Genomic DNA, 24,531 nt, shown 5'->3' with positions numbered 1-24,531 from the left:
CGCGGGCTTATTCTCCGCACCAATGGGACCGTCACCTGTGAGCTCCACGCTGGCCGAACTGCGCGACCGCCTCCCGCAACTGATGTTGCGCGACGAGCGGCGGCTGCGGCGTCGGCTGGACGGGCTGGCGAAGAAGCCGGAGGGGCCGGAGCGCGCGCTCGAACTGGCCGCGCTGAGTGCCGAGGTCGACGCCGCCGTGCTGCGGGTGGCCGACCGGGCGCTGACCGTGCCCGCGATCGACTACCCGCCGCAGCTGCCGGTCAGCGAGCACCGGGACCGCATCGCCGAGCTGATCCGCGAGCACCAGGTGGTGATCGTCGCGGGGGAGACGGGCTCGGGCAAGACCACCCAGCTGCCCAAGATCTGCCTGGAACTGGGCAGGGGCCTGCGCGGCATGATCGGGCACACCCAGCCGCGCCGGATCGCCGCGCGCACGGTGGCCGAGCGCATCGCCGAGGAGCTGCACACCGAGCTGGGGCAGGCGGTGGGGTACAAGGTCCGGTTCACCGACCAGGTCGGCGGGCGCAGCCTGGTCAAGCTGATGACCGACGGCATCCTGCTCGCCGAGATCCAGAACGACCGGATGCTGTCCCAGTACGACACGCTGATCATCGACGAGGCGCACGAGCGCAGCCTGAACATCGACTTCCTGCTCGGCTACCTGCACCAGCTGCTGCCGCGCAGGCCCGAGCTCAAGGTGATCATCACCTCGGCGACCATCGACCCGCAGCGCTTCTCCCGGCACTTCCGGGACGCCCCCGTGGTGGAGGTCTCCGGCCGCACCTACCCGGTGGAGGTGCGCTACCGGCCGGTGATCGACCCGGAGGACCCCGAGTCCGACCCGGACCGCGACCAGGTGCAGGCCATCTGCGACGCGGTGGACGAGCTGTGCGCGGAGGGCCCCGGCGACATCCTGGTGTTCCTCAGCGGGGAGCGGGAGATCCGCGACACCGCCGACGCACTGTCCAAACAGGACCTTCGTAACACGGAGATCCTTCCCCTGTACGCCAGGCTGTCCGTTGGCGAGCAGCACAAGGTGTTCAAGCCGCACACCGGGCGCCGCGTGGTGCTGTCCACCAACGTGGCCGAGACCTCGCTGACCGTGCCCGGCATCAAGTACGTGGTGGACCCGGGCAATGCGCGCATCTCCCGCTACAGCCACCGGCTCAAGGTGCAGCGGCTGCCCATCGAACCGATCTCCCAGGCCAGCGCCAACCAGCGCAAGGGCCGCTGCGGACGCGTGTCCGAGGGCATCTGTATCCGGCTGTACTCCGAGGAGGACTTCCTGTCCCGCCCGGAGTTCACCGACGCGGAGATCCTGCGCACGAACCTGGCCTCGGTGATCCTGCAGATGACCGCGGCCGGGCTGGGCGACATCGCCGCGTTCCCGTTCATCGACCCGCCCGACCGCCGCAACATCGCCGACGGCATCGGCCTGCTCCAGGAGCTCGGCGCGGTGGGCGCCCCCGACAGCTCCGGCCAGCGCAAACTCACCCAGGTCGGCAGGCGGCTGGCCCAGCTGCCGGTGGACCCCCGGCTGGCCAGGATGGTCGTGGAGGCCGAGCGCAACGGCTGCACCCGCGAGGTCATGGTCATCGCCGCCGCCCTGTCCATCCAGGACCCCCGTGAGCGGCCCACCGAGCAGCAGCAGGCCGCCCAGCAGCAGCACGCCAGGTTCACCGACCCCACCTCGGACTTCCTGAGCTACCTGAACCTGTGGAACTACCTGCGCGAGCAGCAGAAGGCGTTGTCCTCCAACCAGTTCCGCAAGATGTGCCGCGCGGAGTTCCTGAACTACCTGCGTGTGCGCGAGTGGCAGGACATCTACGCCCAGCTCCGCCAGGTGATCAAGTCCCAGGGGGTGTCCCTGGAGGGCAACGAGGTCGACCCGCAGGCCATCCACCTGTCCCTGCTCGCGGGCCTGCTGTCCCACCTCGGGTTCAAGGACGTCAGCGCCAAGGACGCCAAGAAGAAGGGCCCCACCGAGTACCTGGGCGCCCGCAACGCCCGGTTCGCGATCTTCCCCGGCTCGGCGCTGTCGCGCAGCCAGCCGCGCTGGGTGATGGCCGCCGAACTGGTGGAGACCTCCCGGCTGTGGGCCAGGATCGTGGCCAGGATCGAGCCGGAGTGGGCCGAGAAGCTGGCCCCGCACCTGGTGCGGAGCACCTACAGCGAGCCGCACTGGGATGCCGAGCGCGGCTCGGTGACCGCCATGGAGAAGGTCACCCTGTACGGGCTGCCCATCGTGGCCTCGCGCCGGGTCAACTACGGCCGGATCGACCCCGGGCTGTGCCGTGACCTGTTCATCCGGCACGCGCTGGTGGACGGGGAGTGGACCACCCACCACCAGTTCTGGCACGCCAACCGCACGCTGTTGCGGGAGGTGGACAAGCTCGAGGACCGGGCCCGGCGCCGCGACATCCGGGTCGACGACCAGGCCCTGTTCGACTTCTACGACAAGCGGATCGGCGCCGAGGTCGTGTCCGTACGGCACTTCGACACCTGGTGGAAGAAGACCCGGCGGGACCAGCCCGACCTACTCACCTTCGACCTGGACATGCTCGTCAACGACAGCGCGGGTGAGGTCAGCGCCCGCGACTACCCCGACCACTGGGACCAGGGCGGGGTGCCGCTGCCGCTGACCTACCGGTTCGAGCCGGGCACCAGCACCGACGGGGTCACCGTGCGGGTGCCGCTGCCGGTGCTCGGCCAGCTAGACGGGGACGGCTTCGCCTGGCAGATCCCCGGCCTGCGGCTGGAACTGGTCACCTCGCTGATCAAGTCGCTACCCAAGGCGGTGCGCCGCAACTTCGTGCCCGCCCCGACCTTCGCCAAGGCCGTCGTGGACCGGATCACCGACCAGGACATCAACCTGCTGGAGGCCGTGGAGCGCGAGCTGCGCACCCTGTCCGGGGTCGTGGTGCCCCGGGAGGCGTGGCAGCTCGACCAGGTGCCCGAGCACCTGAAGACCACCTTCCACGTGGTGGACGAGAGCGACCGCACCCTGGCCAAGGGCAAGGACCTCGAGTCCATCAAGCAGGAGTTGCTCGACACCATGCGTGCCGCGCTGTCGGCCTCCCCCAACAACATCGAGCGCGAGGGCCTGCGCGAGTGGGATTTCGGCCCGCTGCCGCGCAGCCACCGGCAGGCCGTGTCCGGGTACGAGGTCACCGCCTATCCCGCGCTCGTGGACCAGGGCGACACCGTGGCCGTGCGGCTGCTCGACACCCAGGCCCAGCAACGTCAGTCCATGCTCCGCGGCACCCGGCGCCTGCTGCTGCTCAACCTGCCCTCCCCGGTCAAGCTCGTCGTGCGCAGCCTCAGCAACGAGGCCAAGCTGACACTGAGCCGCAACCCGCACGGCGGTGTGCCCGCCCTGCTGGAGGACTGCATCGCCGCCGCCGTCGACCGGATCGTCGCCGAGGGCGGTGGACCCGCCTGGGACGCCGAGGGATTCGGCAAGCTGCTCACCCGTGCCCGCACCGCCCTGGGACCCACCGTGCTCGAGGTCGTCGACCGGGTCCGGCGCATCCTTGCCGCCGAGCAGGCCGTGCAGGCCCGGCTCGCCGCCGCCAGGTTCGCGCCCACCGAGTCGGTGACGGACATCCGACGCCAGCTGAAAGGCCTGGTGTGCGCCGGTTTCGCCACCGAAACTGGGTGGGCCCGACTGTCCGATGTGGAGCGTTACCTGCGGGCGGTGGAGCGCCGGCTGGAGAAGCTGCCGGAGAACCCCGCGCGGGACGTGGAGCGCACCCAGCAGGTCGCCGAGATCACCGCCGAGTACCGGGAGTTGGTCGGCGCCCTGCCGCCCGGCGAGCCGGTCGGGGAGAAACTGGTCGCCATCCGGTGGATGATCGAGGAGTTGCGCGTCAGCTACTTCGCCCAGACCCTCGGCACGGCCTACCCGGTGTCGGAGAAGCGCATCCACAAGGCGATGGACGAGGTCTGAGCAGTTCGGCGCGTGTCGGACGTGCCGGGGCGGTGTGTCGGCGTTTTTGGGGTGGTGTGTTGGGGGTTCCGGGGTGGTGTGTTGCTGCTTTGAGGTGTCGGGGTGGTTTTGTCTGGGGACCCTGGCGATGGGCGGTAATCGGGAAGCCGGGGCGTGGAATGCCGCCCCGATTTCGCCGGGCAGCGTAGCCCATCGCCTCCCCCAGAAAAAACCACCCCTGGGGATTACTGATGCTCCTTTCCGCCCGTTGGTGTCGACTGTTCGGTGCCGCGAGGCGCGCGTTCATCGTCACTCTATGTGCCCGGCAATTTGCCTCCCATTTTTCACCCTTTCGTGTCCGGAATTCGGTGCCGCGAGGACCGTGCGCCCATCGCCTCTCTTCGCGGGCGGCACTCGGTCGCCATTTCACTCTTTCGTGTCCAGTATTCGGAGTAGAATCGGTGGCGTGGGGAAGGTGGAGATCGTGCGGGCAGTCTTGGCGGCTGAGGTTGCCAAGCGGACGCTCGATCACGCGCAGCTTTGCCTGATCGCGGAGTTGGATGATCCCCACGAGTTGGCATTGCTGCTGCGCATTCCGTTGGGTGCCGCGCGGCGGAAACTGGACCAGGCCGCCGCGCTGGATCGGCTTCCCGTTGTGGCGGGGTTGCTGCGGGACGGGCGGGTGGATCTGGACCGGTTCGAGGTGGTGCGGAAGCGCACCGAGAACCTGGACGCGGAGCAGGCTCGGGCGGTGGATGCCGGGCTGACCGGGGCCGCCGAGTGGACCACCCAGGAACTCAAGGCCGAGGCCGATCGGCTGGTCTGCCTGGTGGATCCGGAGGGTGCGGAGCGGCGGCACGGGCGGGCGGTGAAGCGGTCCTCGCAGGTGAGTTATCGGTCGATGCCGGATGGGATGGCGTTGCTGACCGCGTACCTGGATGCGGTGCCCGCGCGGGCGATCTTCGATCAGATCACCGCCGATGCGGAGAGTCTCGATGATGACCGGTCCTGGGGTGAGAAGCAGGCCGATGTGTTCATCGACCGGATGCTGGGCAGTGGCCGACCGGTGACTGTGCACACCGATCTCACGATTTCCGCGAAGACGCTTATCGGGTTGACGGCTGAGCCGGGGTACATTTCCGGGGTGGGGCCGGTGGAGGCGGCTACGGCCCGGGAGATCGCCGCGCAGGGGGACTGGCGGAAAGTTCTCGTGGATGAGGTCGGGATGCCGGTGGGGGTGGGGCGGAAACGGTATCGACCACCTGAGGCGTTGAAGGAATTCGTGCGGGTGCGGGATCGGGTGTGTCAGGCGCCGGGGTGTATGCGGCCTGCGGCGCGGTGCGAGATCGACCATGCGCGGGGATTTGCCTCGGGTGGGGTGACGGATGCGCGCAATCTGGGGCCGTTTTGTGAGCTGCACCATTATGTGAAGACGATTGGGTTGTACCGGTTCACCCGAGAGCTGGATGGGACCCGGCACTGGACCACCCCGCTGGGGTTCGTCTACACGACCCGGCCCAAGCCCATCGCGGAACCCGACCCGCCCTGACAAGGAGGGCGGGGCGGGCGCGAAAACAACTGCACAGTGGAGCAACGGGCTAGCCCCCGGTGACCGGCACGTCACGGGCGGCTGAGCACCACCCGCAGCGCCTCCTCCAGGTCGGCGGCCGACCCGGCTCCGACCGAGCGCCAGGCCACGTAGCCGTCCGGCCGCACCAGCACCGCCCCGTCCTCGCTGACGCCGTACACCTCGGGCCAGGACCCGTCGACCTGGTGGGCGACAAGCGGAATCCCGAGCCGATCCGCCGCCACCCCGGCCGAGGCGACCCACTCCGCGCCGCACGTCAGCACGACGAACCCCCGGCCGAAAAGGTCCACAGTGGACCGTCCATCGGGCAGCACGACGTGGGGTGCCCGCGAGCCGGGCCGCGCCGTGGGCCGCTCGGGGTTCTCCAACACCGACCGGTCGTCCCCGTTCTCCAGCACGGCGGCGCCGAGTTGCCGGTAGCCGAAGAACAGGGTGGACACGGGTTCGATCGGATCGACCTCGGCGGGCGCGCCGGGACGGAGCCGTTGCAGGAAGGCCGCGTACTGCTGGTCGGCGAGGATCATCGAGTACGGCCTGCGTTCCACGTCGTGGCTGTCCAACAGCCCGGGCCCAGCCTGCCCGCGCACGACCAGGGCGAGCTTCCAGGCCAGCGAGTAGCCGTCCATGATCGCGGTGTTGCCGCCGAACGCCCCGGTCGGCGGCATGACCCGTGCGGCGTCGCCGACGAGGTGCACCCGCCCGAGGCTGAACCGGTCGGCGACGCGGTGCTCGGTCGTGGACTTGGTGCCGCCGGCCTCGATCGAGCCGGGCACCAGATCGGGCAAGCCGGTGGCCACGCGAATCAGCTCCGGCCAGTCCGGTTCCGAGTCGCCCGCGGCGACGCCGAGCGCGAACCTGCCGGGCACGTCGGTGCTGACGAGGACCCCGGAACCGCCAGGCAGCGCGGGGTTCTGCAGGTAGTACAGGCCATCGAGCCCGGGCAGGTCGGCGGTGAACAGCACGCCGAGGCTCTCGCCGAGCACACCGCGCCCAGTGCAGCCGATGCCCAGGGCGGTGCGGATCGGGCTGCGGTGCCCGTCGGCCGCGACGAGGTACTGGGCGCGGACCTCGACCGTCCCGCCCGGTGAGCGCAGCACGGCCAGCACCCCGTCGGCGTCCTGCTCGAAGGACACCAACTCGGTGCCGAAGCGCAGGTCGGCGCCGAGTTCGCGGGCGCGGGCGGCCAGGATCGGCTCGACCTGCTCCTGGCTGGCGTTGGCCCACCCGGCGGGGGAGAGCGCGCTGAAGTCGGGGATCTCCGGGGTGATCTCGCGGTACACGGGTCCGTGCATGCTCGCGGCGATCACGATCCGGAACTGCTCGGTGCCGCCCGCCGCCACCACGGCCTGGTCCAGCCCGGCGACCTTCAGCGCCTCCAGCACGTGCGGGAACTGCCCACGCGCCTTGGGTTGCTGCGAGGTGGTGGCGTGCCGCTCGACCAGCAGCGGCGGCACCCCGTGCAGGCCCAGGTACACGGCGGTGGACAGCCCGGACAGCCCGGCGCCGACCACCAGCACACTCGTCTCGATCATCGAAGAATCTCCCACCCTGAAACGAACGGCGTTCGAACGTGGCGAACGATGTTCTACAAACGAACGGCGTTCGTGTCAAGTACAGTGTTCGGGTGGAGCTCCCCGAACCGCCCTGGCGCACCCCCCGCCGCAAGCCCCGCCAGCAGCTCAGCCGGCAGGCGATCGTGGACGCGGCGCTGGCCATCCTGGACGCGGAGGGCCTGGACGCGGTGAGCATGCGGCGCGTGGCCCAGGCGCTGAACACCGGACCGGCCTCGCTGTACGCCCACGTCAGCAGCAAGGAGGAGCTGTGTGAGCTGCTGCTGGAACGCGTGCTGTCCCAGGTGCGGGTGCCGACCCCGGATCCGGCGCGCTGGCGGGAGCAGCTCAAGGAGCTCTGCAAGCGGCAGGTCGGGGCGCTGGTGGAGCACCCCGGTATCGCGCGCATCGCGCTGGACACCCTGATCCCGGCCACCGAGCACAGCTTCGTCCTGGCGGAGGCCATGCTCGGCCTGATGCGCGCGGGCGGCGTGCCCGACCGGCTGGTGGCGATCGGGTTCGACGTGCTCAGCCTGTACTGCACGGCCTTCGCGGTTGAGGTCAACGCCGTCCGCAGCGGGGAGGTGAGCCCCGAGCAGTTGCGCGAGCGGGGGGAGCAGATGGGCCGCTATGTGGCCGCGCTGCCGCCCGACCGGTTTCCGGCCCTGTTGGCGATGGGCCACCTGCTCGGCGAGGGCGACGGGGAACAGCGCTTCGACGCGGCACTGGACCTGATCATCGGCGGTCTCGCGAACCAGGACCGAACCTGACCGCGATTGCTTCTAGAGTCGTCTCACCGACACGGAGGAGATGGACATGAGCACCGAGCACGACGAGATCCTGGCGATGCTGGCCAACCAGCGGGACAGCCTGCTGATCACGGTCCGCGGCCTGTCCGACGAGGACGCCCGCAAGCGCACCACCGTCAGCGAGCTGACCCTCGGTGGCCTGGTCAAGCACGTGACGGCCTGCCAGGCGTTCTGGACCCGCGTGTTCGTCGAGGCCGACGGGGTGCTGCCCGAGGGGATGATCAACTCCGACCAGTACCGGATGACCGAGGAGGAGACCCTGGCCGGACTGGTCGCCGACTACGCCGCGGCGTTCGAGGCCACCGAGCGGGCCGTGGCCGGGCAGGCCGACCTGGGGCGCGAGGTGCCGCTGCCAGTGTTCCCGTGGGGGCCGCAGGAGACCCAGTACTGGTCGGTGCGCCGGATCCTGCTGCACCTGCTCCGCGAGACCGCCCACCACTGCGGGCACGCCGACATCATCCGCGAGTCCCTGGACGGGGCGAACACCACCGCGCAGTGGGCCTGAGCGTCCACGAGGGCAGCACCGGGCGGCGCGGGCGGGCAGCGTTGACCGTGTTCGAATTGTTACCTGTTCGGGTGGTCTTGTGGCCGCTCGCAGGCTCGCCGGGCGGCCCTGCGAGCGGCGTTCCGGCCGGTCGCGGGGGTCGCCCCACCGCGCCCCACCTCTTCCTTCCTTGATCAGGTAAGCCTACCCTTACCGCTGAAGAACGGGTCAAATCGGACTCGGAGATCCCTAAACCTCGTTGAACTCCGGATCGACATCCGGCACAGTGATGTTGGCCACAACGGCGTGGGGGTCGTCAGGTCGCGGAAGGAAGCTGGGGAATTCGCCATGGGACGTCTGATGGACATCGAACCGGTCGAGCTGGGCTGGGAGCCCGAGCGGGACGCGCTGCACGCGGGTCAGGAGTGGATCCCGTGGCAGGCTGACCACGAGGACGGCTTCGAGCCGATCATCGTTCGGGGCATGGACTGAGCTGGTCCGCAGGGCGGCGGCTGGACTCGCGCACCACCAGTTCTGGGGTGAACACCACGCGTTGGTGCGCGTGTCCGCCGGGATCACGAGTCTCGGCGATGACGAGTTCGGCCGCCGTGCGACCGATCAGCCTGCTGGGCTGACGGACGGAAGTCAGGGGGACCGCGGCAGCCGCCGCGAAGTCGATGTCGTCGTAACCGACGATGGCCAGCTCGTGCGGGACCCGCACGCCGTGCCGCACCGCCGCCTGCAACAGGCCAAGGGCCAGCAGGTCGTTGGCGCAGAACACCGCGTCGGGCCGGTTCCCGGTCAGCAGTCGCTCACCGGCGGCCAGTCCGGAGGCCACGTTCATCGCGGGCACCTCCACCACGTGCAGGTCCCCGGGGGCGCGGGCCGCCTCGCGCAGCGCGTCCCTTGCGCCCTGCGCCCGGTGCAGGCACTGGGTCACCGACTCCGGGCCGTTGATCATCGCCAGCTCGCGGTGCCCCTGCTCCAGCAGGTGCCGCACCGCCAGTTCGCCGCCGATGCGGTGGTCCACGGTCACCGAGCAGGTGTCGCTCAGCGCGGTGGCGTGGTCGAGCAGCACCACGGACACCCCGCGCTCGCGCAGTCGCAGCACCGGCTCGGGTGAGTCGTCCACCGGGGTGATCAGCACCCCGTGCACGCGCTGCTCGGTGAGCAGGTCCAGGTGCCGCTCCTGGCGCTGCGCCGACTCGTCGCTGTTGCACAGGATCACCGCGTGACCCGCCTCGCTGGCGGTGTCCTCCATGCCCTTGGCCACGTCGGTGAAGAACGGGTTGCCCACGTCTGGCACGATCAGCCCGATCGCGCGGGCCGTGCCCGAGCGCAGTTGCCTCGCCGACTCGTTGCGCACGAAACCCAGTGCGGAGATGGCCTCGCGGACGCGCTCCCTGGTGCTCTCGGCGACCAGGTCCGGGCGGTTGAGCACGTTGGACACCGTGCCCACCGAGACGCCCGCCCGTGCGGCCACCTCGCGGATGCTGATCGTCGCCAAGCAAGCCTCCGGTCGTGAAACGTCTCAATCAGGATACCGCAGGTCAGCCCGGTTTCTCTTGACACGTCCGGGTAAGCGTCGCAGGCCGCTGCGTGCCATCGGTTGAAACGATTTACATCGCTGGAAGTGCACGCGTGGGCCGTCGCCTCGACCGATCCAGGGCTTCTTCCCGACCCCCTGACTCTTGCGGGCGCTCAGTCCGTGAGCAAACATGCTCGCCAATGCGTTGATGCGCGCAACTTTGTGCAAACAAGGAGTGGTCTGGATGGCCCGTGGTCGCCTACGCGTGCTCACCCCCGCCGTGCTGGGACTCGCCCTGCTCGGTGCCGTCCCCGCGCACGCCAACGATGGCGTGAGCCAACCCGCCACCAACTACAGCTCTGCGGCCACGCCCGCCAGCGCGATCGCCCCCGTGCCGCCGATGGGCTTCAACAACTGGGCCCGGTCCACCTGCGCCGCCCAGGCCCCGCTGGACGGCTCGCCCACCGCGAGCTACTCGTTCCAGCAGTACATGAAGGACAACGCCAAGGGGCTCGTGGACAGCGGACTGGCCGCCGCCGGGTACCAGACGATCACCGTGGACGACTGCTGGATGCGGCGCACCGCCGCGGGCTACCTGCACGGGGCCACCACCTGGGGCGGCTCCAGTCAGCCGGGGTTCGACTACGAGCTCACCGATTACGGGGACTACCTGCACGGCCTCGGGCTGAAGTTCGGCATCTACGAGAGCTCGGGCACGAACACGTGCAGCACCACGCCGAACACCGCCACCGGCAGCGAGTACCACGAGCAGGACGACGCGAACTCCTTTGTGTACTGGGGAGTTGACGCGCTCAAGTACGACAACTGCCAGACCAAGGAGCCGCTGAAGACCCTGGACGGGCGGATGAGCGCCGCGCTGGCCACCGCGGTCGGCAACGCCGCGGCGGGCGGCAGGAAGACGCCCAACGTGCTGTTCAACGAGTCCGCGCCCGCCGCGTACAACAACGGGGCCACCAAGTTCGACGTGATGAACTGGGTGCGCGACCACGGTCAGCAGTGGCGGGTCGGCCCGGACATCTGGAATTACGCCGCCAGCACCGATCCGTGGGACAAGGCGTTGTCCGGCTACAACTTCGGTGCGTACCAGAGCTTCGACACGACCGTGGACCTGGCCCGCTACCAGTCGCCGGGCAACTGGAACGACGCGGACATGCTGCTCATCGGGGACAACGGCATGTCCAGCGCCGAGGAACGCAGCCAGCTCGCCCTGTGGTCGGCGATGGCGGCCCCGCTGTTCATCAGCACCGACGCGCGCAAGTTCACACCGTCCTATTTGGACGCACACCCGGACCAGGCCGCGCACCTGCGCGAGTCGATCAGGACCCTGGGCAACGCCGAGGTCCTCGCCGTGGACCAGGACCCGCTCGGCGCGGGCGGCTACCGGGTGTCCGGCGGTGCCGCCAGGTCCGACGGCACCCCGTCCAGTGCCAGCGGGATCGACTTGGTGGTCAAGCAGCTTGCCGACGGCAGTCGCGCGGTTGTCGTGCTGAACAAGGGATCCGCCGCAACCAACTACAGCTTGTCCTTGTCGGACTTGGGTTTCAGTGGCACCGGCTGCACCTACTCCGTGCGCGACCTGTGGGCGCACACCGACAGCACCTCCACCGGGACCGTGCCGCTGACGATCGGCTCGCACGACAACGCCATGCTGAAGGTGAAGGGCTGTTCGTTCGCGCCCACCGGGCAGATCACCGTGGCCCGCGGCGACTGGGGCAAGGCCGCACTCTGCCTGGACAACTACGCCTCCGGCACCGCGGCCAACAACCCGGTCGTGGTGTACCAGTGCACCAGCGGCGCGAACCAGCGCTGGACCCGCAACGCCGACGGCACGGTCAAGCTGGCCAACGGCCTGTGCCTGACCGCGCGGAGCGGCACCTCGACCAGTCCCGTCAACGGGGCCAGCGGCCGGTTCGTCGGCGTGGCCGGGTGCGGATCCGCGCCCTCCTCGCAGAAGTGGGACTACACCAGGGACGGTCAGCTCAAGCTGTCCGGGACCGCGCTGTGCCTGGACGTGTACGGCGGCAGCACCTCGACGGCCAGTACCCCGGTGGACGTCTACACCTGTGCCGCGGCCGGATCGTTGCAGAACAACCAAACCTGGTCGGCCCCGTTCATCAGATGAGCACAAGAACCGCTCTCGCGGCGCCGTTCCCATCACCGGGAACGGCGCCGCTTTTTATGTCGGTGTTCGACACTGTCAATACCTGTTCACTCCTTCGTGTGCCCTTTGTGCGATGTGGGAACTGACTTTGACAAGTTGCTCCGATTGCTCCACTCTCTTAGCCATGATGCGCGGTGTCTCTCTGACGACTCGCCGACACGTTGATTTGCAGCTCCAGGCGAGCGCTCTCTGTCCGGTCCGCTGAGGACCCCTTTCACCCCTCACGCCACCCCTATTCCGGGTCCATTCGGCCTGCGCTGACGCGCGCCTGGACCTGCTGTTCACGGTGGTGAACTCCGCCTTTCCCGGTCGATCGTCGCCGTTCGCCCGGGGGAGAGCCGTGCCCATTTCCGGTGCGGCCGGTTCAGTTCGACGACCCATTCAGAACACGGAGATCCGATGCCCCTGAAATCGCTCGGCGGGAGGAGGGTGCGCACCGGTGCGGCGGCCGTCCTGGTCGCCGCCGCGGCCGTCACCTTCCCCATCGCCGGCACCAGCGCCTACGCCGACGTGCAGGTGTCCACCCAGCACGTGGCGGGCGCCGACGGCAAGGACTACACGGTCACCAACCACCTGGTGGGCAATTACGCGGCCCGGCAGGAACAGCGCAAGGAGTGGCTGCTGGTCTGGGCCGGTGACGAGAACATCGCCGACACGGCGGTGTCCGACATCAAGAACCTGCCCGGGACCGTCGGCGGCGTGGTGAACAAGCTGCCCGGCGCCCTGCCCGGACCGGACTTCCTCGCCGTCATCGACGCCACCAAGGGCTCGCCGACCTACGGCAAGGTGGTCAACACGGCCACCGTCGGCCCGCTGGTGGAGAACGAGCCGCACCACATGCAGTACGTGTGGCACAAGGGCGACACCATCTACGCGGGCGCGCTGTTCGCGGCGGCGACCTACGCCTTCGACGTCAGCGCGCTGCCGAACCTGAAGCTCAAGGGGATCAGCCTGCCCAGCCAGACGCTGGGCGGGTCGGTGCCCGACGCGTACTGGACGCTCAAGGACGGCACGGCCTACGGCACCTACATGGGTGGCCCGGTCGTGCCAGGGCCCTACATCTACGACAACGGCTCGGTGCAGATCGGCAACGGCTTCGCGGGCAGTCCCGGTGAGGTCGTGCACTTCGACAGGGACGGCAAGGTGCTCTCCCAGTCCCCGGCGGCGACCCCGCAGGGAGACAACGAGAAACTCTGCGACGACCTGCCCAGGCTGGGCGCGCCCACCTGCGCCAACCCGCACGGCATCCAGGCCCGCGAGGACCTGAACACGATGGTCACCAGTGACTACGCGGAGCCGCGCAACATCATCCTGGACCCGGTCAAGCAGCCCTCCCCGTACCTGCGGCGGCCGACCATCCGCACCTGGGACATCTCCGACCGCAACCACCCGAAGCTCAAGGCGGTGTCCTACCTGCAGGACGGGCCCAGGGCCAACCCGGCGGACCCGCTGCACGCGGAGAGCCGGGCGGTCATGGAGACCACGGTGACCAACCTGCCCGGTCACAAGGGTGCCTTCGCACAGACGATGCAGGGCGGTGCGATCTTCTACACCCCCGACATCACCGCGGCCCAGCCGCACTGGCGTGAGGTGTTCGACGACGGCGCGGCGAACAAGTCCTTCGACGCCAAGGCCGACAGCGTCGGCTCCAGCAGCAACGGCGGCTGGGTGCAGACCAGCCCGGACGACCACTACCTGTACCACGCGGTGATCGGACGGCAGAAGGGCACGCTCGGCTCGGACGACCCCGGCACGGTGGGCGGGGTCTACACGCTGGACATCTCCAAGCTGCTGGCCGCCGGTGACAACTACACCTGCACCATCGACACGAAGGCCAAGGCGGAGAACGGCGGTGGCGGGGACTGCCCGACGCTGGCGGGCGCCGCGGCGATCAACCCCGGCAAGCCGGGGCAGGGTCCGCACTGGGGCACCTACGACAACTTCCAGCTGGGGGGCGATGGTTTCTACCACGAGACCGACCAGCCCGGCAGGGTCGCGGTGTCGGACTACTTCGTGGCCCGCAGCGGTCTGGACGGTGACCACAAGGTCACCATGGTCGACCTGGGCAAGGACGGGAAGCTGACGGTGGACACGGCTTTCCGTGACGAGAACTCCGGTCAGGTCGGCATCAACTTCAACCGCAAGTCCTGGCCGCACGGGGACTTCGGCAACGCCAAGCCGCACTCCGAACTGTTCGTGGTCGCGGACGCGGATGTGAAGTGAGGCGGGCGGGCGGCGTCCCGGCGGCGCCGCCCGCCTTCCCCCGTGGAGGACGAGAATGCACATGAGTGACATGGGCACCCAGGCCGTCAGCGCCGGTGCCGTGCTGGTGAGGATCCTGCTCCTGCTGGCGGGTGCCACGATCGCGGGCATCGGGCTGGTGCGCCCGGCGGTGGCCGAGGTGCGCCGCCCGGCGCTGGTACTGGCGTGGACTGCCGCCGCCGCAACGGTTGTGGCAGATGTTGTGTCCATTGTGGTGTACGAGGTGAACCCGGTGTTCGCGGTCGTGCAACTGGTGCTGGCCCTGGCGGTACCACCGCTGCTGCGCTGGCGCTCGGCGCCCGCCTACGCCGGGTTCGGTCTGTTCGTGGTGCTCGTGTCCGAGATCTCCTTGGACCACATGGGCATCGAGTTCTTCGCCGACACCGCCTACACGGTCGCGGCCGTGCTGTGGATCGGCATCACGGTGCTGGGCACCGGCGGTTGGCAGCCCGAGCGACTGCGGCCCAAGCCGGTGGCGCTGACCCTGGCCGCGGTGCTGGTGCTGGCCGGGATCGTGCAGATCGCCGCCTCCGGGGTGGCGTTGGACCGTCGGCTCTACACCACCGGGTTCGGCCTGCTGCTGATCGTCGTCGCGGTGCTGCCCCTGGTCGTGACGGCACTGGTGCTGACCAGGCCCCGCTTCTTCCCGCTCGGCGTCACGGTCGTCGTCGCGGCCTACGTCGCCTGGAGCGCCCTGATCGCCGTGCCCAAGCCACTGGACCTGCCCACCCCCGGCGTGCCGCTGCTGGTGTCACAGCCCACGCCGCTGCTGCTCACCCCGCAGCGCCCCGGCCGCAACCTGGTGCACGTGCCCGCGGGGTCGGTGACGGTCCGCGCTGGGGACGAGCCGCCGGTCACCGCCGTGTCCAGGCCGGGCGCCGACGGGGCCTGGGCCGAGGTCACGCTCCCGGCCGGGCGCAGCACGCTCACGGTCGAGCGCGACGGGGTTTCCTCCACTGTGGACGTCGATACTGGAACGGATCCGTTGCAGGTCAACGCGGTCGGCGCGGACGGCCCGGAGTGCGCGGGGGCCGCGCTGGGTGGCCTGCTGGGCGGTTCGCGTGCCGCGCTGGCGAGCTGCCCGGCCGATGAACTGTCCACTGAGGACGCGGACTCGCTGCGATCGATGATCGGCTTCCTGGCGAGCAAGTCCGTACCGGCGATCACACTGGTCGGGGACGAGTCGCCACGGGCGCGGGCCGCCGCCGCGCTGGTCCGCGCCAACGCCGAACAGATGCACATCCCGGTCGTCACCGAGGAGGCGCCGAACAACGCGCTGCTGCTGGTGTCGGGCTGGACCAGGGCAGCGACCGAACTGAGCCTGGTCGCGACCGAGCAGACCGAACGGCCCACCTTCACCCGCGGCGTCTACCTCGCCCCGTGGCTGCTGACCGGCCCACTGGTCAAATCCGTTGTCAGCTCGGCGGTCCCGCTGCGGTTCGACCCGCGCGAGCAGCGGTCCCTGAACTACACCCTGGACCTGGCCAGCGCCTTCGAGGGCCAGAGCGCCTCGGTGGCCGGGTTCCAGCGCTGGCTGGCCGCGCGCGGGCAGCGGCTGGACGAGCCGGTGCGGATCTACGCCTGCGCGCAGGTGGACGTGATGCAGATGAGTGAGCACATGAACGGCATGGACATGAACTATCCCGGTCAGTGGGTGCCCAGCGCTACGGTCGTCCCGATCTCCGGACCACTGCCCGACTAGGAAAGAGGAACGATGACAGCAGTCAGCAGCGAGGTGCCGCGGCACTTACCGGCACCTTCGGCCAAGGTCGGCGTGACCTCGGTGGGAGTAGTGCTCGCGATCGTGCTGGGCTCGGCGGTCTATCACGCGGCGGGTCCGATCATGACCCTCCTGTTCGGTATCGGGATCGCACTGGGACTGGTGCTGTTCCACTCCCGGTTCGGCTTCACCTCGGCCTGGCGGCAGGTGGTGGTGGTCGGCCAGGGCGCGGCGATCCGCGCGCACATGCTCATGCTCGCGGTGGCCTGCCTGCTGTTCGCGGTGATCCTGGGCAGCGGGCTGGGCCTGTCCGGGGTGCCGAAGGGGACCGTGCTGCCGACCAGCATCGGGGTCGCGCTGGGCGCGTTCCTCTTCGGCATCGGCATGCAGGTCGGCGGGTCCTGCGCCTCCGGCACCCTGTTCGCCGTGGGCAGCGGGCAGACCGCGATCCTCTACACCCTCGGCGGGTTCGTGCTCGGCTCCATCGCCAGTGCCTTCGCCGCCGACTGGATCGTCTACATGCAGAGCCTGGGGCCGACGGTGAACCTGGCCGCCACCCCGTGGGGCTACCCCGGTGGACTGCTCATCTCGTTCGCGATCATCGGCGCGATCGTCGGCATCTCACTTGTCGTGCAACGGCTTCGCAAGCCGCCGCCGGTCGAGCAGCCGCCCACCGCCCACGGGGTGCTGCGGGTGCTGCGCGGGGCCTGGCCGCTGTGGGTCGGCGCCCTGCTGCTGGCGGGCCTGAACGCGCTGACCCTGTTCGTCGCGGGCGGGCCCTGGGGCATCACCTCGGCCTTCGCCCTGTGGGGGGCCAAGATCCTGGGCTGGGTGGGCATCGACATCTCGCACGCCCCGTACTGGTCCGTGCCCCGCAATGCCGCCGCGCTGCACGCCTCGGTGCTCACCGACCGCGTGTCGGTGATGGACTTCGGCATCATGATCGGCGCGCTGATCGCCTCCGCGCTGGCCGGTGCCTTCGTGCTGCACCGGGCCGTGCCCTGGCGGATGGCCCTGGGCGCGGTGCTCGGCGGCATCGCCATGGGCTTCGGTGCCCGGCTGGCCGGTGGCTGCAACATCGGCGCCTACTTCTCCGGCGTGGCCTCCTTCAGCCTGCACGGCTGGCTGTGGGGCGTGATGGCCATCGGCGGGACCCTCGTGGGCGTGCGGCTGCGCCCGCTGTTCGGACTCGGCAACCCCAAGCCCACCGACTCGGTGTGCTGACTGCCGTACCAGAGAAGGAGAGATGAATGTCCACAGTGGTCTCACGCGCGGTGGCGGGCACCGTCGCCGCGCTTGCGCTCACCGGGTTGACCGGCGGCATCGCGCACGCGGGCACGCCCGTCTACGTGCTGCCCGGGGTGGACCTGGGCTCGGTGCTCGACCCGACGGTGCCGGTGCCGACCGAGGCGCTCGGCCCGATCGCCCACCTGCTCACGTTCCTGCACGGCTGAGAGAGGAAGTACTCCCTGTGACCCGCAAGATCGTCGTTCCGGCCCTGCTGGCCGCCACCATGCTCGGGTTCGCCGCTCCCGCGATGGCCGACACCGCCCCCTCCGGTGGTGGCGTCGTCGTCGTGGACCAGCCCGACACGAGCAACCTGAACAACATCTGGACGTTCGCACCCCTGGGTGTGCCCGTTTTCGGGACCATCCAGGCGGTGCTCCAGGCGCCCGCCCGGCTGCTCGGCTGATATCCGCTGGCTGGCGGGGGGTGGCTCCCCGCCAGCCGCGGCGGCGGAGAGTACGTCCGGCCGCTGACCTGCGCCATCGACCGTTCAGCGGCATTATCGGCAGTGTTAACAGTTATGAGCGACAATCGGTTCGGAAATTCTGTCCGATAATTCTTCTTTGACGGCAAGGTCGGCTAAATTCTTCTGCTCGAAATGGCATTTCGGCACGTACGCTGCGGCCCATGACGCACCGCCAACAAAGACGAAGACTGATGCTGATCGCGGTCACGGTGGGCGGGCTCATCGCCGCCGCCGCACCGACGACAGCCGCCGCCGACCCCGCGCTGAGCCAGGGCGCCCAGCAGTCGGTGATCGTGGTGCTGCGCGACCAGCACCCGGAACTGCCGGTGAGGACCCAGAAGTCCCAGCGCCAGGCCAAGGTCCGCCAGGACCAGACCCCGCTGCTCAACCAGGCCAGGGGCGCGGGCGCGCAGAACCTCAAGACCTACGACGTGGTCAACGGCTTCTCCGCCAAGGTGACCGCGGCCGAGGCCAGCCACCTGGCGGCCGATCCCTCCGTCGCCGCCGTCGTGCCGGACCGGACCCGCGCGGTCCGCCCGCTGAGCACCGAGCAGCGCAGCGATCTCAAGGCCGCCGCCGACAAGCCGCTGGCCAACGGCGTGTGCCCGGCCGACCCGGGCAAGCCGTTGCTGGAGCCGGAAGCCCTGCAGACCACGCACACCGCCTTCACCAACCCGAGCCTGCCCCAGGCGCAGAACCTGGTGGACGGCAAGGGGGTCAGCGTGGCGTGGATCGCCGACGGGCTCGACCCGCACAACCCCGACTTCATCCGTGCCGACGGCACCCCGGTGTTCACCGACTACCAGGACTTCTCCGGCACCGACCCGAACGGGCCGCAGGGCGGGGAAGAGGCCTTCGGCGACGCGAGCTCCATCGCGGCGCAGGGCCGTCAGGTCTACGACCTGTCCACTGTGGTCGCCGCGGCGCATCCGCTGCCCAAGGGCTGCAACGTGACCGTGCGCGGCATCGCCCCGGGCGCCTCGCTGGTCGGCTTGAACGTCTTCGGCAGCGCGGCACTGGTCACCAACTCCATCGTGTTGCAGGCCGTGGACTACGCCGTCAACGTGGCCAACGTGGACGTGATCAACGAGTCCCTTGGCGGCAACCCGTTCCCGGCCGACGGGGTCGACCCGGTGGCCCTGGCCAACGACGCGGCCGTGGCCGCGGGCGTGACCGTGGTGGCCTCCACCGGGGACGCGGGCCCCAGCGGCACGATCGGCACCCCGGCCGTGGACCCGCACGTGATCTCCGCGGGCTCGGTCACCAACTACCGGCTCTACGCGCAGACCGGTGAGCGCGGCGCCCGCACCTTCGCCACCTCCTGGGCCAACGACAACATGTCCGCGCTGTCCTCCGGCGGGGTGGACGACCTGGGCCGGGTGCCCGACCTGGTCGCGCCCGGCGAGTCGGGCTGGTCCCTGTGCACCGCCGATCCGCGCTTCTCCCAGTGCACCGACGAGCAGGGCCGCCCCTCGGCGATCCGCACCTTCGGCGGCACCAGCGAGGCGGCCCCGTTCATCGCGGGCGGCGCCGCCCTGGTCATCCAGGCGTACAAGCAGACCCACGGGGGTCAGCGGCCGGATCCCTTGCTGGTCAAGCAGATCCTCACCAGCACGGCGACCGACCTGGGCCACCCCGCGTACGAGCAGGGCGCCGGTGAGATGAACACCTACGCCGCCGTGCGCATGGCCATGTCCGTCCAGGACGGCAACGGCACGCCCAGCCGCCAGGGCGCGGGCCTGCTCACCAGCACGACGGGTGGGGACACGCAGCTGACCGCCGCGGGCAAGCCGGGCGCCACGCAGAACCTGCCGCTGACGGTCACCAACACCAGCCCGAACACGCAGGTCGTCTCGGCGCACGGCCGCATCCTGAGCCAGCAGCTGTCGGACAAGGTCGGCAGCATCGCGCTGGACGTCACCAGTGACACCACGCCGAGCTTCGTGGACGGCACGAGCGCGCTGCGCCGTTACGCGAGCACCACGTTCACCGTGCCGCTGGGCGCCGATCACCTCCAGGGATCCCTTGCGTGGCCCGGTACTCCGGCGCAGACGCAGACCGTGCGCATGGCGCTGATCGACCCCAACGGCGTGTACCAGTCCGACTCGCGCCCGCAGAACAGCGCCAGCCAGGCCAACCACGGGCGGGTGGACGTGCACTACCCGGCCGCGGGCACCTGGACGGCCGTCTTCTACGCCACCGCGGGCAGTCCCGGCTTCAAGGGCAACGTGGCCTACGAGTTCACCGCCACCAAGTACGCCGACTTCGGCAAGCTGAGCCCGTCCACGCTGACGCTCAAGCCGGGCCAGAGCGGCACCTTCCACGTCACGGCCAAGGCGGGCGACCAGCCCGGGGACACCTCGGCGGCCGTGGAACTGGACACCGCGCTCGGCGAGCGCACCTCCGTGCCGCTGACCCTGCGCAGCCTGGTCACCCCGGACAAGGCGTTCACCGGCACGATCGTCGGCGGCAACGGCCGGGACTACTCCCCGGCGCAGACCCAGACGTACTGGTTCGACGTGCCCGCGGGCAAGCGGGACCTCGCGGTGGACCTGAGCCTGGGCGGGGACCCGAACCAGACCGTGTTCGGCGCGCTGAAGGCGCCGAGCGGCCAGGTGCTCTCGCTGGCCACCAACGGCGGCGGCAAGTCCCTGCAGAGCACGGTCCGCGCCCCGGAGAAGGGCCGCTGGGAGCTGGTGGTCAACGTCAACCAGGGCGTCAGCGGCACGGCGCTGTCCCAGCCGTTCACCGGGCACCTGCGTTTCGACACCGTGGACGCGCACGCCACCGGGCTGCCCACCGGGGGCAAGGTGGCGGCGGGCAAACCGATCACCGTCAAGGTCAAGGTGCGCAACACCGGCGTGGCGCCCAGCGGGTTCTTCGCCGACCCCCGGCTGACCCAGGAGAGCGACCAGCAACTCGTGGTGCTGCCGCCGTCCTCGGCCACCATCGCGCTGCCCGCACCGGCCACCGCGATCGGCCCGAACTGGTTGGTGCCCACGGAAACCCGGTCGCTGACCTTCCAGCAGTCCTCGACCATCCCGGCCGACTTCGACATCTCGGCGTACAGCGGGGTGCCGGAACTGCACGGCGTGCCCAGGGGGCTGTCCGCCTCCGCGACGAGCACCGCCGCCGAGGTCACGCAGGGCCAGTGGGCCGGTCTGCCCACCGCGATCGGCCCGACCGACGGCCCGGTCAGCGGTTCGGCCACGCTCGCGGCCGTGGTGCACGCGCAGGGCTTCGACACCGCGGCCACCAGCACCACCGGTGACCTGTGGCGGTCCTCGACCTCCGCGAACCCTCCCGCGTTCAGCCCGCTGTCACTGGCCCCCGGGCAGACCGGGGAGATCACCGTGACGCTCACGCCGAGCGGTGCGCCGGGCAGCAAGGTCAGCGGAGTGCTCTACGTGGACAGCTATTCCAGTGTCCTGGGCAGCGGTGACGAACTCACCGCGATCCCGTACTCCTACACCGTCGGGTGAGGGAGCGCGGCGCCGCGGGCTCCTGGTGCCCGCGGCGCCGCCGCGCTCAGCCCGTGTAGGACTTGATCCAGCTCAGGTAGGGCTGGACCCGCGTGTAGAGCGTGTCCTGATCCCCGCAGCTCCTGCTGCCCCGGCTGGTCACGCCGATCACCCGCTCGTTGACCATGTACACCGCGGGCCCGCCGGAATCCCCGTAGCAGGCGGTCCTCTGGTTGCGGCTGTCCATGCACAGCTCGTGCTCCGGGTGGAAGCCGGTGCCCTGCGCCCGGCACTTCTCCTGTGGCAGCGCGGTGTTGTCCACCCGCAGCAGCCTGTCCGAGCCGCCGTTGCAGCCCTTCACCGGGCAGGTCTGCCCCCAGCCGAACAGCCGCAGGGTGTAGCCGTCCCAGTTCGTGCCGGTCCCCAGCACCGCCGGTTTGTTCGTCACCGCCTTGGCCAGTTCCACCAGCGCGATGTCGTTGTCGAAGTCCGGGCCGAACTGCGGGTGCGGCACCGCCCGCTTGATGCCGACCACGGTGCCGCCGCTGGTGCGGTCGTTCGACCCGATGCGCGCGGCGTCCCTGCTCGTGCTGTCGTCCACGCAGTGCGCCGCCGTGAGCACCCACTTCGGCGCGATCAGCGAGCCACCGCAGTACTGCTTGCCGTCCGGGGTCAGCAGGGCCGTTATCCAGGTCCAGCTGCCGGTGGCCACCTGGCCACCGATGATCTCCGGCTGGGCCAGGGCGGGTGCCGCTCCGCCGAGCAGCAGCACGGTCGTCACGATGCCGATCAGTGTCCTGCGCATGCCGCGAGTCTGCTGCACACGGAGCAGCGCCAGGTCCGCGTTCGGCCCAGTGCACCTGAAGGTGGACCCCGCCGTCACCTGGTCGGGCGGGCGGCGCCGATGTCATGAAGGTGCCGTTCAGGACGTTGGGCGTCGCAAACGGCACCTTCCTGGCAGTGCCGGGGCGCGGGGCCTCACCCGGCGCCATGCCATGAAGGTGCCGTTCGCGACGTTGAACGTCCCAAAGGGCACCTTCGTGGCAGTGCCGGGGCGTGCTGCCATAGGACCATTCGCTGCGCCCAACGCAGTGAAAGCCACTTTCGCGGCGGTGGGGGTAGGTGCCCAGCGTCGCAAAGGGCACCTTCATGTCGCAGTCGCGGCCCGGTCCAGGGCGTGGTCGAGCGTGATCGCGGCGTCGATCAGGGCGAGGTGGGTGAACGCCTGCGGGAAGTTGCCGAGCTGCTCCCCGGTGGGGCCGATCTCCTCGGCGTACAGGCCGAGGCGGTTGCCGTAGGTGAGCATCTTCTCGAACACCAGTCGCGCCTTGTCCAGCTGTCCGGCGCCGACCAGGGCGTGCACGTAGTTGAAGGTGCACAAGGAGAAGGTGCCCTCGAACCCGCGCAGCCCGTCCGGGGAGGCGCTCGGGTCGTACCGGAGGACGAGGCTGTCGGTGACCAGCTCCTCCTCCATCGCGGCGAGAGTGCTCAACCACATCGGGTCGCGGGGTGCGAGGAAGCCGACCTGCGGCATGCGCAGCAGGGAGGAGTCGAGCACGTTCGAGCCGTACCGCTGGACGAAGGCTCGCCTGCCGGGGTCCCAGCCCCGTTCCCAGACCTGGGCGTAGATCCGGTCCCGCTCAGTCAGCCACCGCGCGATCGGGCCCGGACGGCCGAGCTTGTCCATGAGCCGGACCCCGCGGTCGAAGGCAACCCAGCTCATCAGCCTGCCGTAGGTGAAGTTCTCCCGGCCGCCGCGGACCTCCCAGATGCCCTCCTCCGGCTGGTCCCAGTTGTCGGCCAGCCAGTCGAGCAGGCCGGTCAACGCCTGCCAGCCCTGGTGACCGACCCGCAGCCCGTGCCGGTCGGCGTGGTGGATGCCGTCCAGCAACTCCCCGTAGATGTCGAGCTGGAGCTGGTCGCTGGCACCGTTGCCGATCCGCACCGGGCTCGAACCCCGGTAGCCCTCCCAGTGGTCGAGGACCTCCTCGCGTACGTCCGCCGAACCGTCCACCCGGTACATGATCTTCATCGGGCCGGTGGCGCTCTCGCCGCGCTCCTGGTAGCGCTCGCCCAGCCACCGGGCGAAGTCGGCGGCCTCCTCGGTGAAACCCATGCCGAGCAAGGACTGCACCGCGAAGGAGGCGTCCCGGATCCAGGTGTAGCGGTAGTCCCAGTTCCGCTCGCCGCCGACCTGCTCGGGCAGCCCCGCGGTGGGCGCCGCGATGATGGCGCCGGTCGGCGCGTAGGTCAGGAGCTTGAGCGTTATCGCCGACCGGGTGAGGACCTCGCGCCACCGCCCGCCGTAGGTCGACCTGGCCAGCCAGGTGTGCCAGAACCGCACCGTGCTGTCGAAGGCCCGCGCCACCTCCTCGACCCGGACGGCCCGCGGCGCGCCCTGGCCGCCCGACTCCAGGACGAAGCCGCGGACCTGCCCGGCATTCAGGGTGACGGTGCCGCGCACGGCGTTGTCCTGCGCGACGCTGATGTCGGCCAACCGGGCGTCCTCCGGCTCCCGGACGGCGTGCAGGGTCAGCCGGAGGTCTCCGCCGTCGAACACCGCGCCGTTGTCGGTCAGGTGGGTGGTGTGCGGCCGACGGCCGTAGTCGAAGCTCGGCGCCACGTCCACCTCGAAGTCGATCCGGCCGCGCACGCAGCGCAGCATCCGGACCAAGCGGTGCTCGGCGGTGGCCTGCCGCCGCGGTGCGGGCGGCATGAAGTCCACCACCTCACCGATCCCGGACTGCCCCAGGAACCTGGTGATCAGGATTGCCGTGTCCGGGAAGTACAGCTGCCTGGTCGTGCAGGGGCCTGCCGCGGGGCGGATCCGGCAGTGGCCGCCGCGACGACGGTCCAGCAGCGCCGCGAACACGCTCGGCGAGTCGAAGCGCGGGCAGCAGAACCAGTCGACGGTGCCGTCGGTGCTCACCAGCGCGGCCGTCTGCAGATCCCCGATCAGCCCGTGGTCGGCGATCAACGGGTACTCGTCCACCATGAACTCCCTGTCCTTCCGCCTCGTCCGCGACCTACCCGAACCAGCCGACACCTCCGAGCGACCGGGTTCCTCACCCGGAGCGGATGACCTCCCGGCAGGTGGGGTCGGGTCGCCCGGTTCGGGTGAAGAGCCCGGCGCCGGATCGTGTGACGGTGTGCGTGCTGGTCCGTCGAGGGCGAACGGGAGGCAGTGATGAACGGGTACAGGGGGCTGACGTGACACCCGGTGACGCGGGCGCCCGCGTTGACCAGTGAAGGCCTCCGCTCCGGCT

General features: G+C 70.1%; 16 protein-coding genes. 12 read left to right on the top strand and 4 right to left on the bottom strand.

Annotation, left to right across the window (positions count from 1 at the left end):
- Positions 1-22 precede the first annotated feature (22 nt).
- Both hrpA and KALB_RS31290 read left to right on the top strand, forming a co-directional pair.
- On the top strand, positions 23-3,949 hold the full coding sequence (gene hrpA / locus KALB_RS31295) for an ATP-dependent RNA helicase HrpA (RefSeq protein ID WP_030108496.1): 3,927 nt from the start codon (positions 23-25) through the stop codon (positions 3,947-3,949).
- Between the two features lie 445 nt (positions 3,950-4,394).
- Positions 4,395-5,477, top strand: a complete 1,083-nt coding sequence (locus tag KALB_RS31290) for an HNH endonuclease signature motif containing protein (RefSeq protein WP_158510856.1) — start codon at positions 4,395-4,397, stop codon at positions 5,475-5,477.
- Positions 5,478-5,548: 71 nt separating this feature from the next.
- On the opposite strand, the gene KALB_RS31285 is transcribed toward KALB_RS31290, so the two are convergent.
- Positions 5,549-7,048: an FAD-dependent monooxygenase gene (locus KALB_RS31285; RefSeq protein WP_025359621.1), complete on the bottom strand. Its 1,500-nt coding sequence runs from the start codon at positions 7,046-7,048 to the stop codon at positions 5,549-5,551.
- 92 nt (positions 7,049-7,140) lie between these two features.
- Here KALB_RS31285 and KALB_RS31280 point away from each other — a divergent pair, with 92 nt between their 5' ends.
- From KALB_RS31280 to KALB_RS47870, 3 genes are all read left to right on the top strand, one after another.
- The gene (locus KALB_RS31280) at positions 7,141-7,836 is read left to right on the top strand and encodes a TetR/AcrR family transcriptional regulator (protein WP_025359620.1); all 696 of its coding nucleotides are present in this window, start codon (positions 7,141-7,143) and stop codon (positions 7,834-7,836) included.
- A gap of 46 nt (positions 7,837-7,882) precedes the next feature.
- Positions 7,883-8,380 (top strand): DinB family protein, encoded by a 498-nt coding sequence (locus tag KALB_RS31275; RefSeq protein ID WP_025359619.1) that lies wholly within the window; start codon positions 7,883-7,885, stop codon positions 8,378-8,380.
- Positions 8,381-8,707: 327 nt separating this feature from the next.
- A complete protein-coding gene (locus KALB_RS47870) occupies positions 8,708-8,851 on the top strand; it encodes a hypothetical protein (protein ID WP_158510855.1) in 144 nt (47 codons plus the stop codon).
- Here the strand turns inward: KALB_RS47870 and KALB_RS31270 are convergent.
- Positions 8,829-9,866, bottom strand: a complete 1,038-nt coding sequence (locus KALB_RS31270) for a LacI family DNA-binding transcriptional regulator (protein WP_025359618.1) — start codon at positions 9,864-9,866, stop codon at positions 8,829-8,831. The genes KALB_RS47870 and KALB_RS31270 overlap by 23 nt on opposite strands.
- A gap of 265 nt (positions 9,867-10,131) precedes the next feature.
- On the opposite strand from KALB_RS31270, the gene KALB_RS31265 reads away from it, so the two are divergent.
- The 7 genes from KALB_RS31265 to KALB_RS31235 all read left to right on the top strand — a co-directional run bounded on the left by KALB_RS31265 (position 10,132) and on the right by KALB_RS31235 (position 21,286).
- Positions 10,132-12,030 (top strand): alpha-galactosidase, encoded by a 1,899-nt coding sequence (locus tag KALB_RS31265; RefSeq protein WP_158510853.1) that lies wholly within the window; start codon positions 10,132-10,134, stop codon positions 12,028-12,030.
- Positions 12,031-12,468: 438 nt separating this feature from the next.
- On the top strand, positions 12,469-14,292 hold the full coding sequence (locus tag KALB_RS31260) for a hypothetical protein (RefSeq protein WP_042220993.1): 1,824 nt from the start codon (positions 12,469-12,471) through the stop codon (positions 14,290-14,292).
- Between the two features lie 61 nt (positions 14,293-14,353).
- Complete coding sequence (locus tag KALB_RS31255) at positions 14,354-16,033, top strand: hypothetical protein (RefSeq protein WP_236650064.1); 1,680 nt, start codon at positions 14,354-14,356, stop codon at positions 16,031-16,033.
- A 12-nt stretch (positions 16,034-16,045) separates the two neighbouring features.
- A complete protein-coding gene (locus KALB_RS31250) occupies positions 16,046-17,275 on the top strand; it encodes a YeeE/YedE family protein (RefSeq protein ID WP_030110958.1) in 1,230 nt (409 codons plus the stop codon).
- A gap of 26 nt (positions 17,276-17,301) precedes the next feature.
- Positions 17,302-17,505: a hypothetical protein gene (locus KALB_RS44920; protein WP_025359613.1), complete on the top strand. Its 204-nt coding sequence runs from the start codon at positions 17,302-17,304 to the stop codon at positions 17,503-17,505.
- Between the two features lie 17 nt (positions 17,506-17,522).
- Positions 17,523-17,744, top strand: a complete 222-nt coding sequence (locus tag KALB_RS31240) for a hypothetical protein (protein WP_236650063.1) — start codon at positions 17,523-17,525, stop codon at positions 17,742-17,744.
- Positions 17,745-17,965: 221 nt separating this feature from the next.
- The gene (locus KALB_RS31235) at positions 17,966-21,286 is read left to right on the top strand and encodes a S8 family serine peptidase (protein ID WP_081789626.1); all 3,321 of its coding nucleotides are present in this window, start codon (positions 17,966-17,968) and stop codon (positions 21,284-21,286) included.
- Positions 21,287-21,332: 46 nt separating this feature from the next.
- Here the strand turns inward: KALB_RS31235 and KALB_RS31230 are convergent, their stop codons facing one another.
- Together KALB_RS31230 and KALB_RS31225 are read right to left on the bottom strand one after the other, a co-directional pair.
- Positions 21,333-22,070 carry a S1 family peptidase gene (locus KALB_RS31230; protein ID WP_148309727.1) on the bottom strand — a complete coding sequence of 246 codons (738 nt, stop codon included), beginning with the start codon at positions 22,068-22,070 and terminating at the stop codon, positions 21,333-21,335.
- Positions 22,071-22,412: 342 nt separating this feature from the next.
- Positions 22,413-24,260 carry a glycoside hydrolase family 15 protein gene (locus tag KALB_RS31225; protein ID WP_030110961.1) on the bottom strand — a complete coding sequence of 616 codons (1,848 nt, stop codon included), beginning with the start codon at positions 24,258-24,260 and terminating at the stop codon, positions 22,413-22,415.
- Positions 24,261-24,531: the final 271 nt, after the last annotated feature.

This window comes from Kutzneria viridogrisea DSM 43870, assembly GCF_000525635.1.
Lineage (GTDB): Bacteria > Actinomycetota > Actinomycetes > Mycobacteriales > Pseudonocardiaceae > Kutzneria > Kutzneria viridogrisea.
The sequence above is the reverse complement of the archived record's forward strand: the minus strand, read 5'-3'. Positions and strand labels throughout refer to the sequence as shown.

What these genes read in the sequence shown, in the direction of transcription:
- KALB_RS44920 (WP_025359613.1), top strand. Translation starts at nt 17,302, where the DNA reads ATGTCCACAGTGGTCTCACGCGCGGTGGCGGGCACCGTCGCCGCGCTT.
- KALB_RS31230 (WP_148309727.1), bottom strand. Translation starts at nt 22,070, where the DNA reads ATGCGCAGGACACTGATCGGCATCGTGACGACCGTGCTGCTGCTCGGC.
- KALB_RS47870 (WP_158510855.1), top strand. Translation starts at nt 8,708, where the DNA reads ATGGGACGTCTGATGGACATCGAACCGGTCGAGCTGGGCTGGGAGCCC.
- KALB_RS31250 (WP_030110958.1), top strand. Translation starts at nt 16,046, where the DNA reads ATGACAGCAGTCAGCAGCGAGGTGCCGCGGCACTTACCGGCACCTTCG.
- KALB_RS31225 (WP_030110961.1), bottom strand. Translation starts at nt 24,260, where the DNA reads ATGGTGGACGAGTACCCGTTGATCGCCGACCACGGGCTGATCGGGGAT.
- KALB_RS31275 (WP_025359619.1), top strand. Translation starts at nt 7,883, where the DNA reads ATGAGCACCGAGCACGACGAGATCCTGGCGATGCTGGCCAACCAGCGG.
- KALB_RS31260 (WP_042220993.1), top strand. Translation starts at nt 12,469, where the DNA reads ATGCCCCTGAAATCGCTCGGCGGGAGGAGGGTGCGCACCGGTGCGGCG.
- hrpA (WP_030108496.1), top strand. Translation starts at nt 23, where the DNA reads ATGGGACCGTCACCTGTGAGCTCCACGCTGGCCGAACTGCGCGACCGC.
- KALB_RS31235 (WP_081789626.1), top strand. Translation starts at nt 17,966, where the DNA reads ATGACGCACCGCCAACAAAGACGAAGACTGATGCTGATCGCGGTCACG.
- KALB_RS31285 (WP_025359621.1), bottom strand. Translation starts at nt 7,048, where the DNA reads ATGATCGAGACGAGTGTGCTGGTGGTCGGCGCCGGGCTGTCCGGGCTG.
- KALB_RS31255 (WP_236650064.1), top strand. Translation starts at nt 14,354, where the DNA reads ATGAGTGACATGGGCACCCAGGCCGTCAGCGCCGGTGCCGTGCTGGTG.
- KALB_RS31265 (WP_158510853.1), top strand. Translation starts at nt 10,132, where the DNA reads ATGGCCCGTGGTCGCCTACGCGTGCTCACCCCCGCCGTGCTGGGACTC.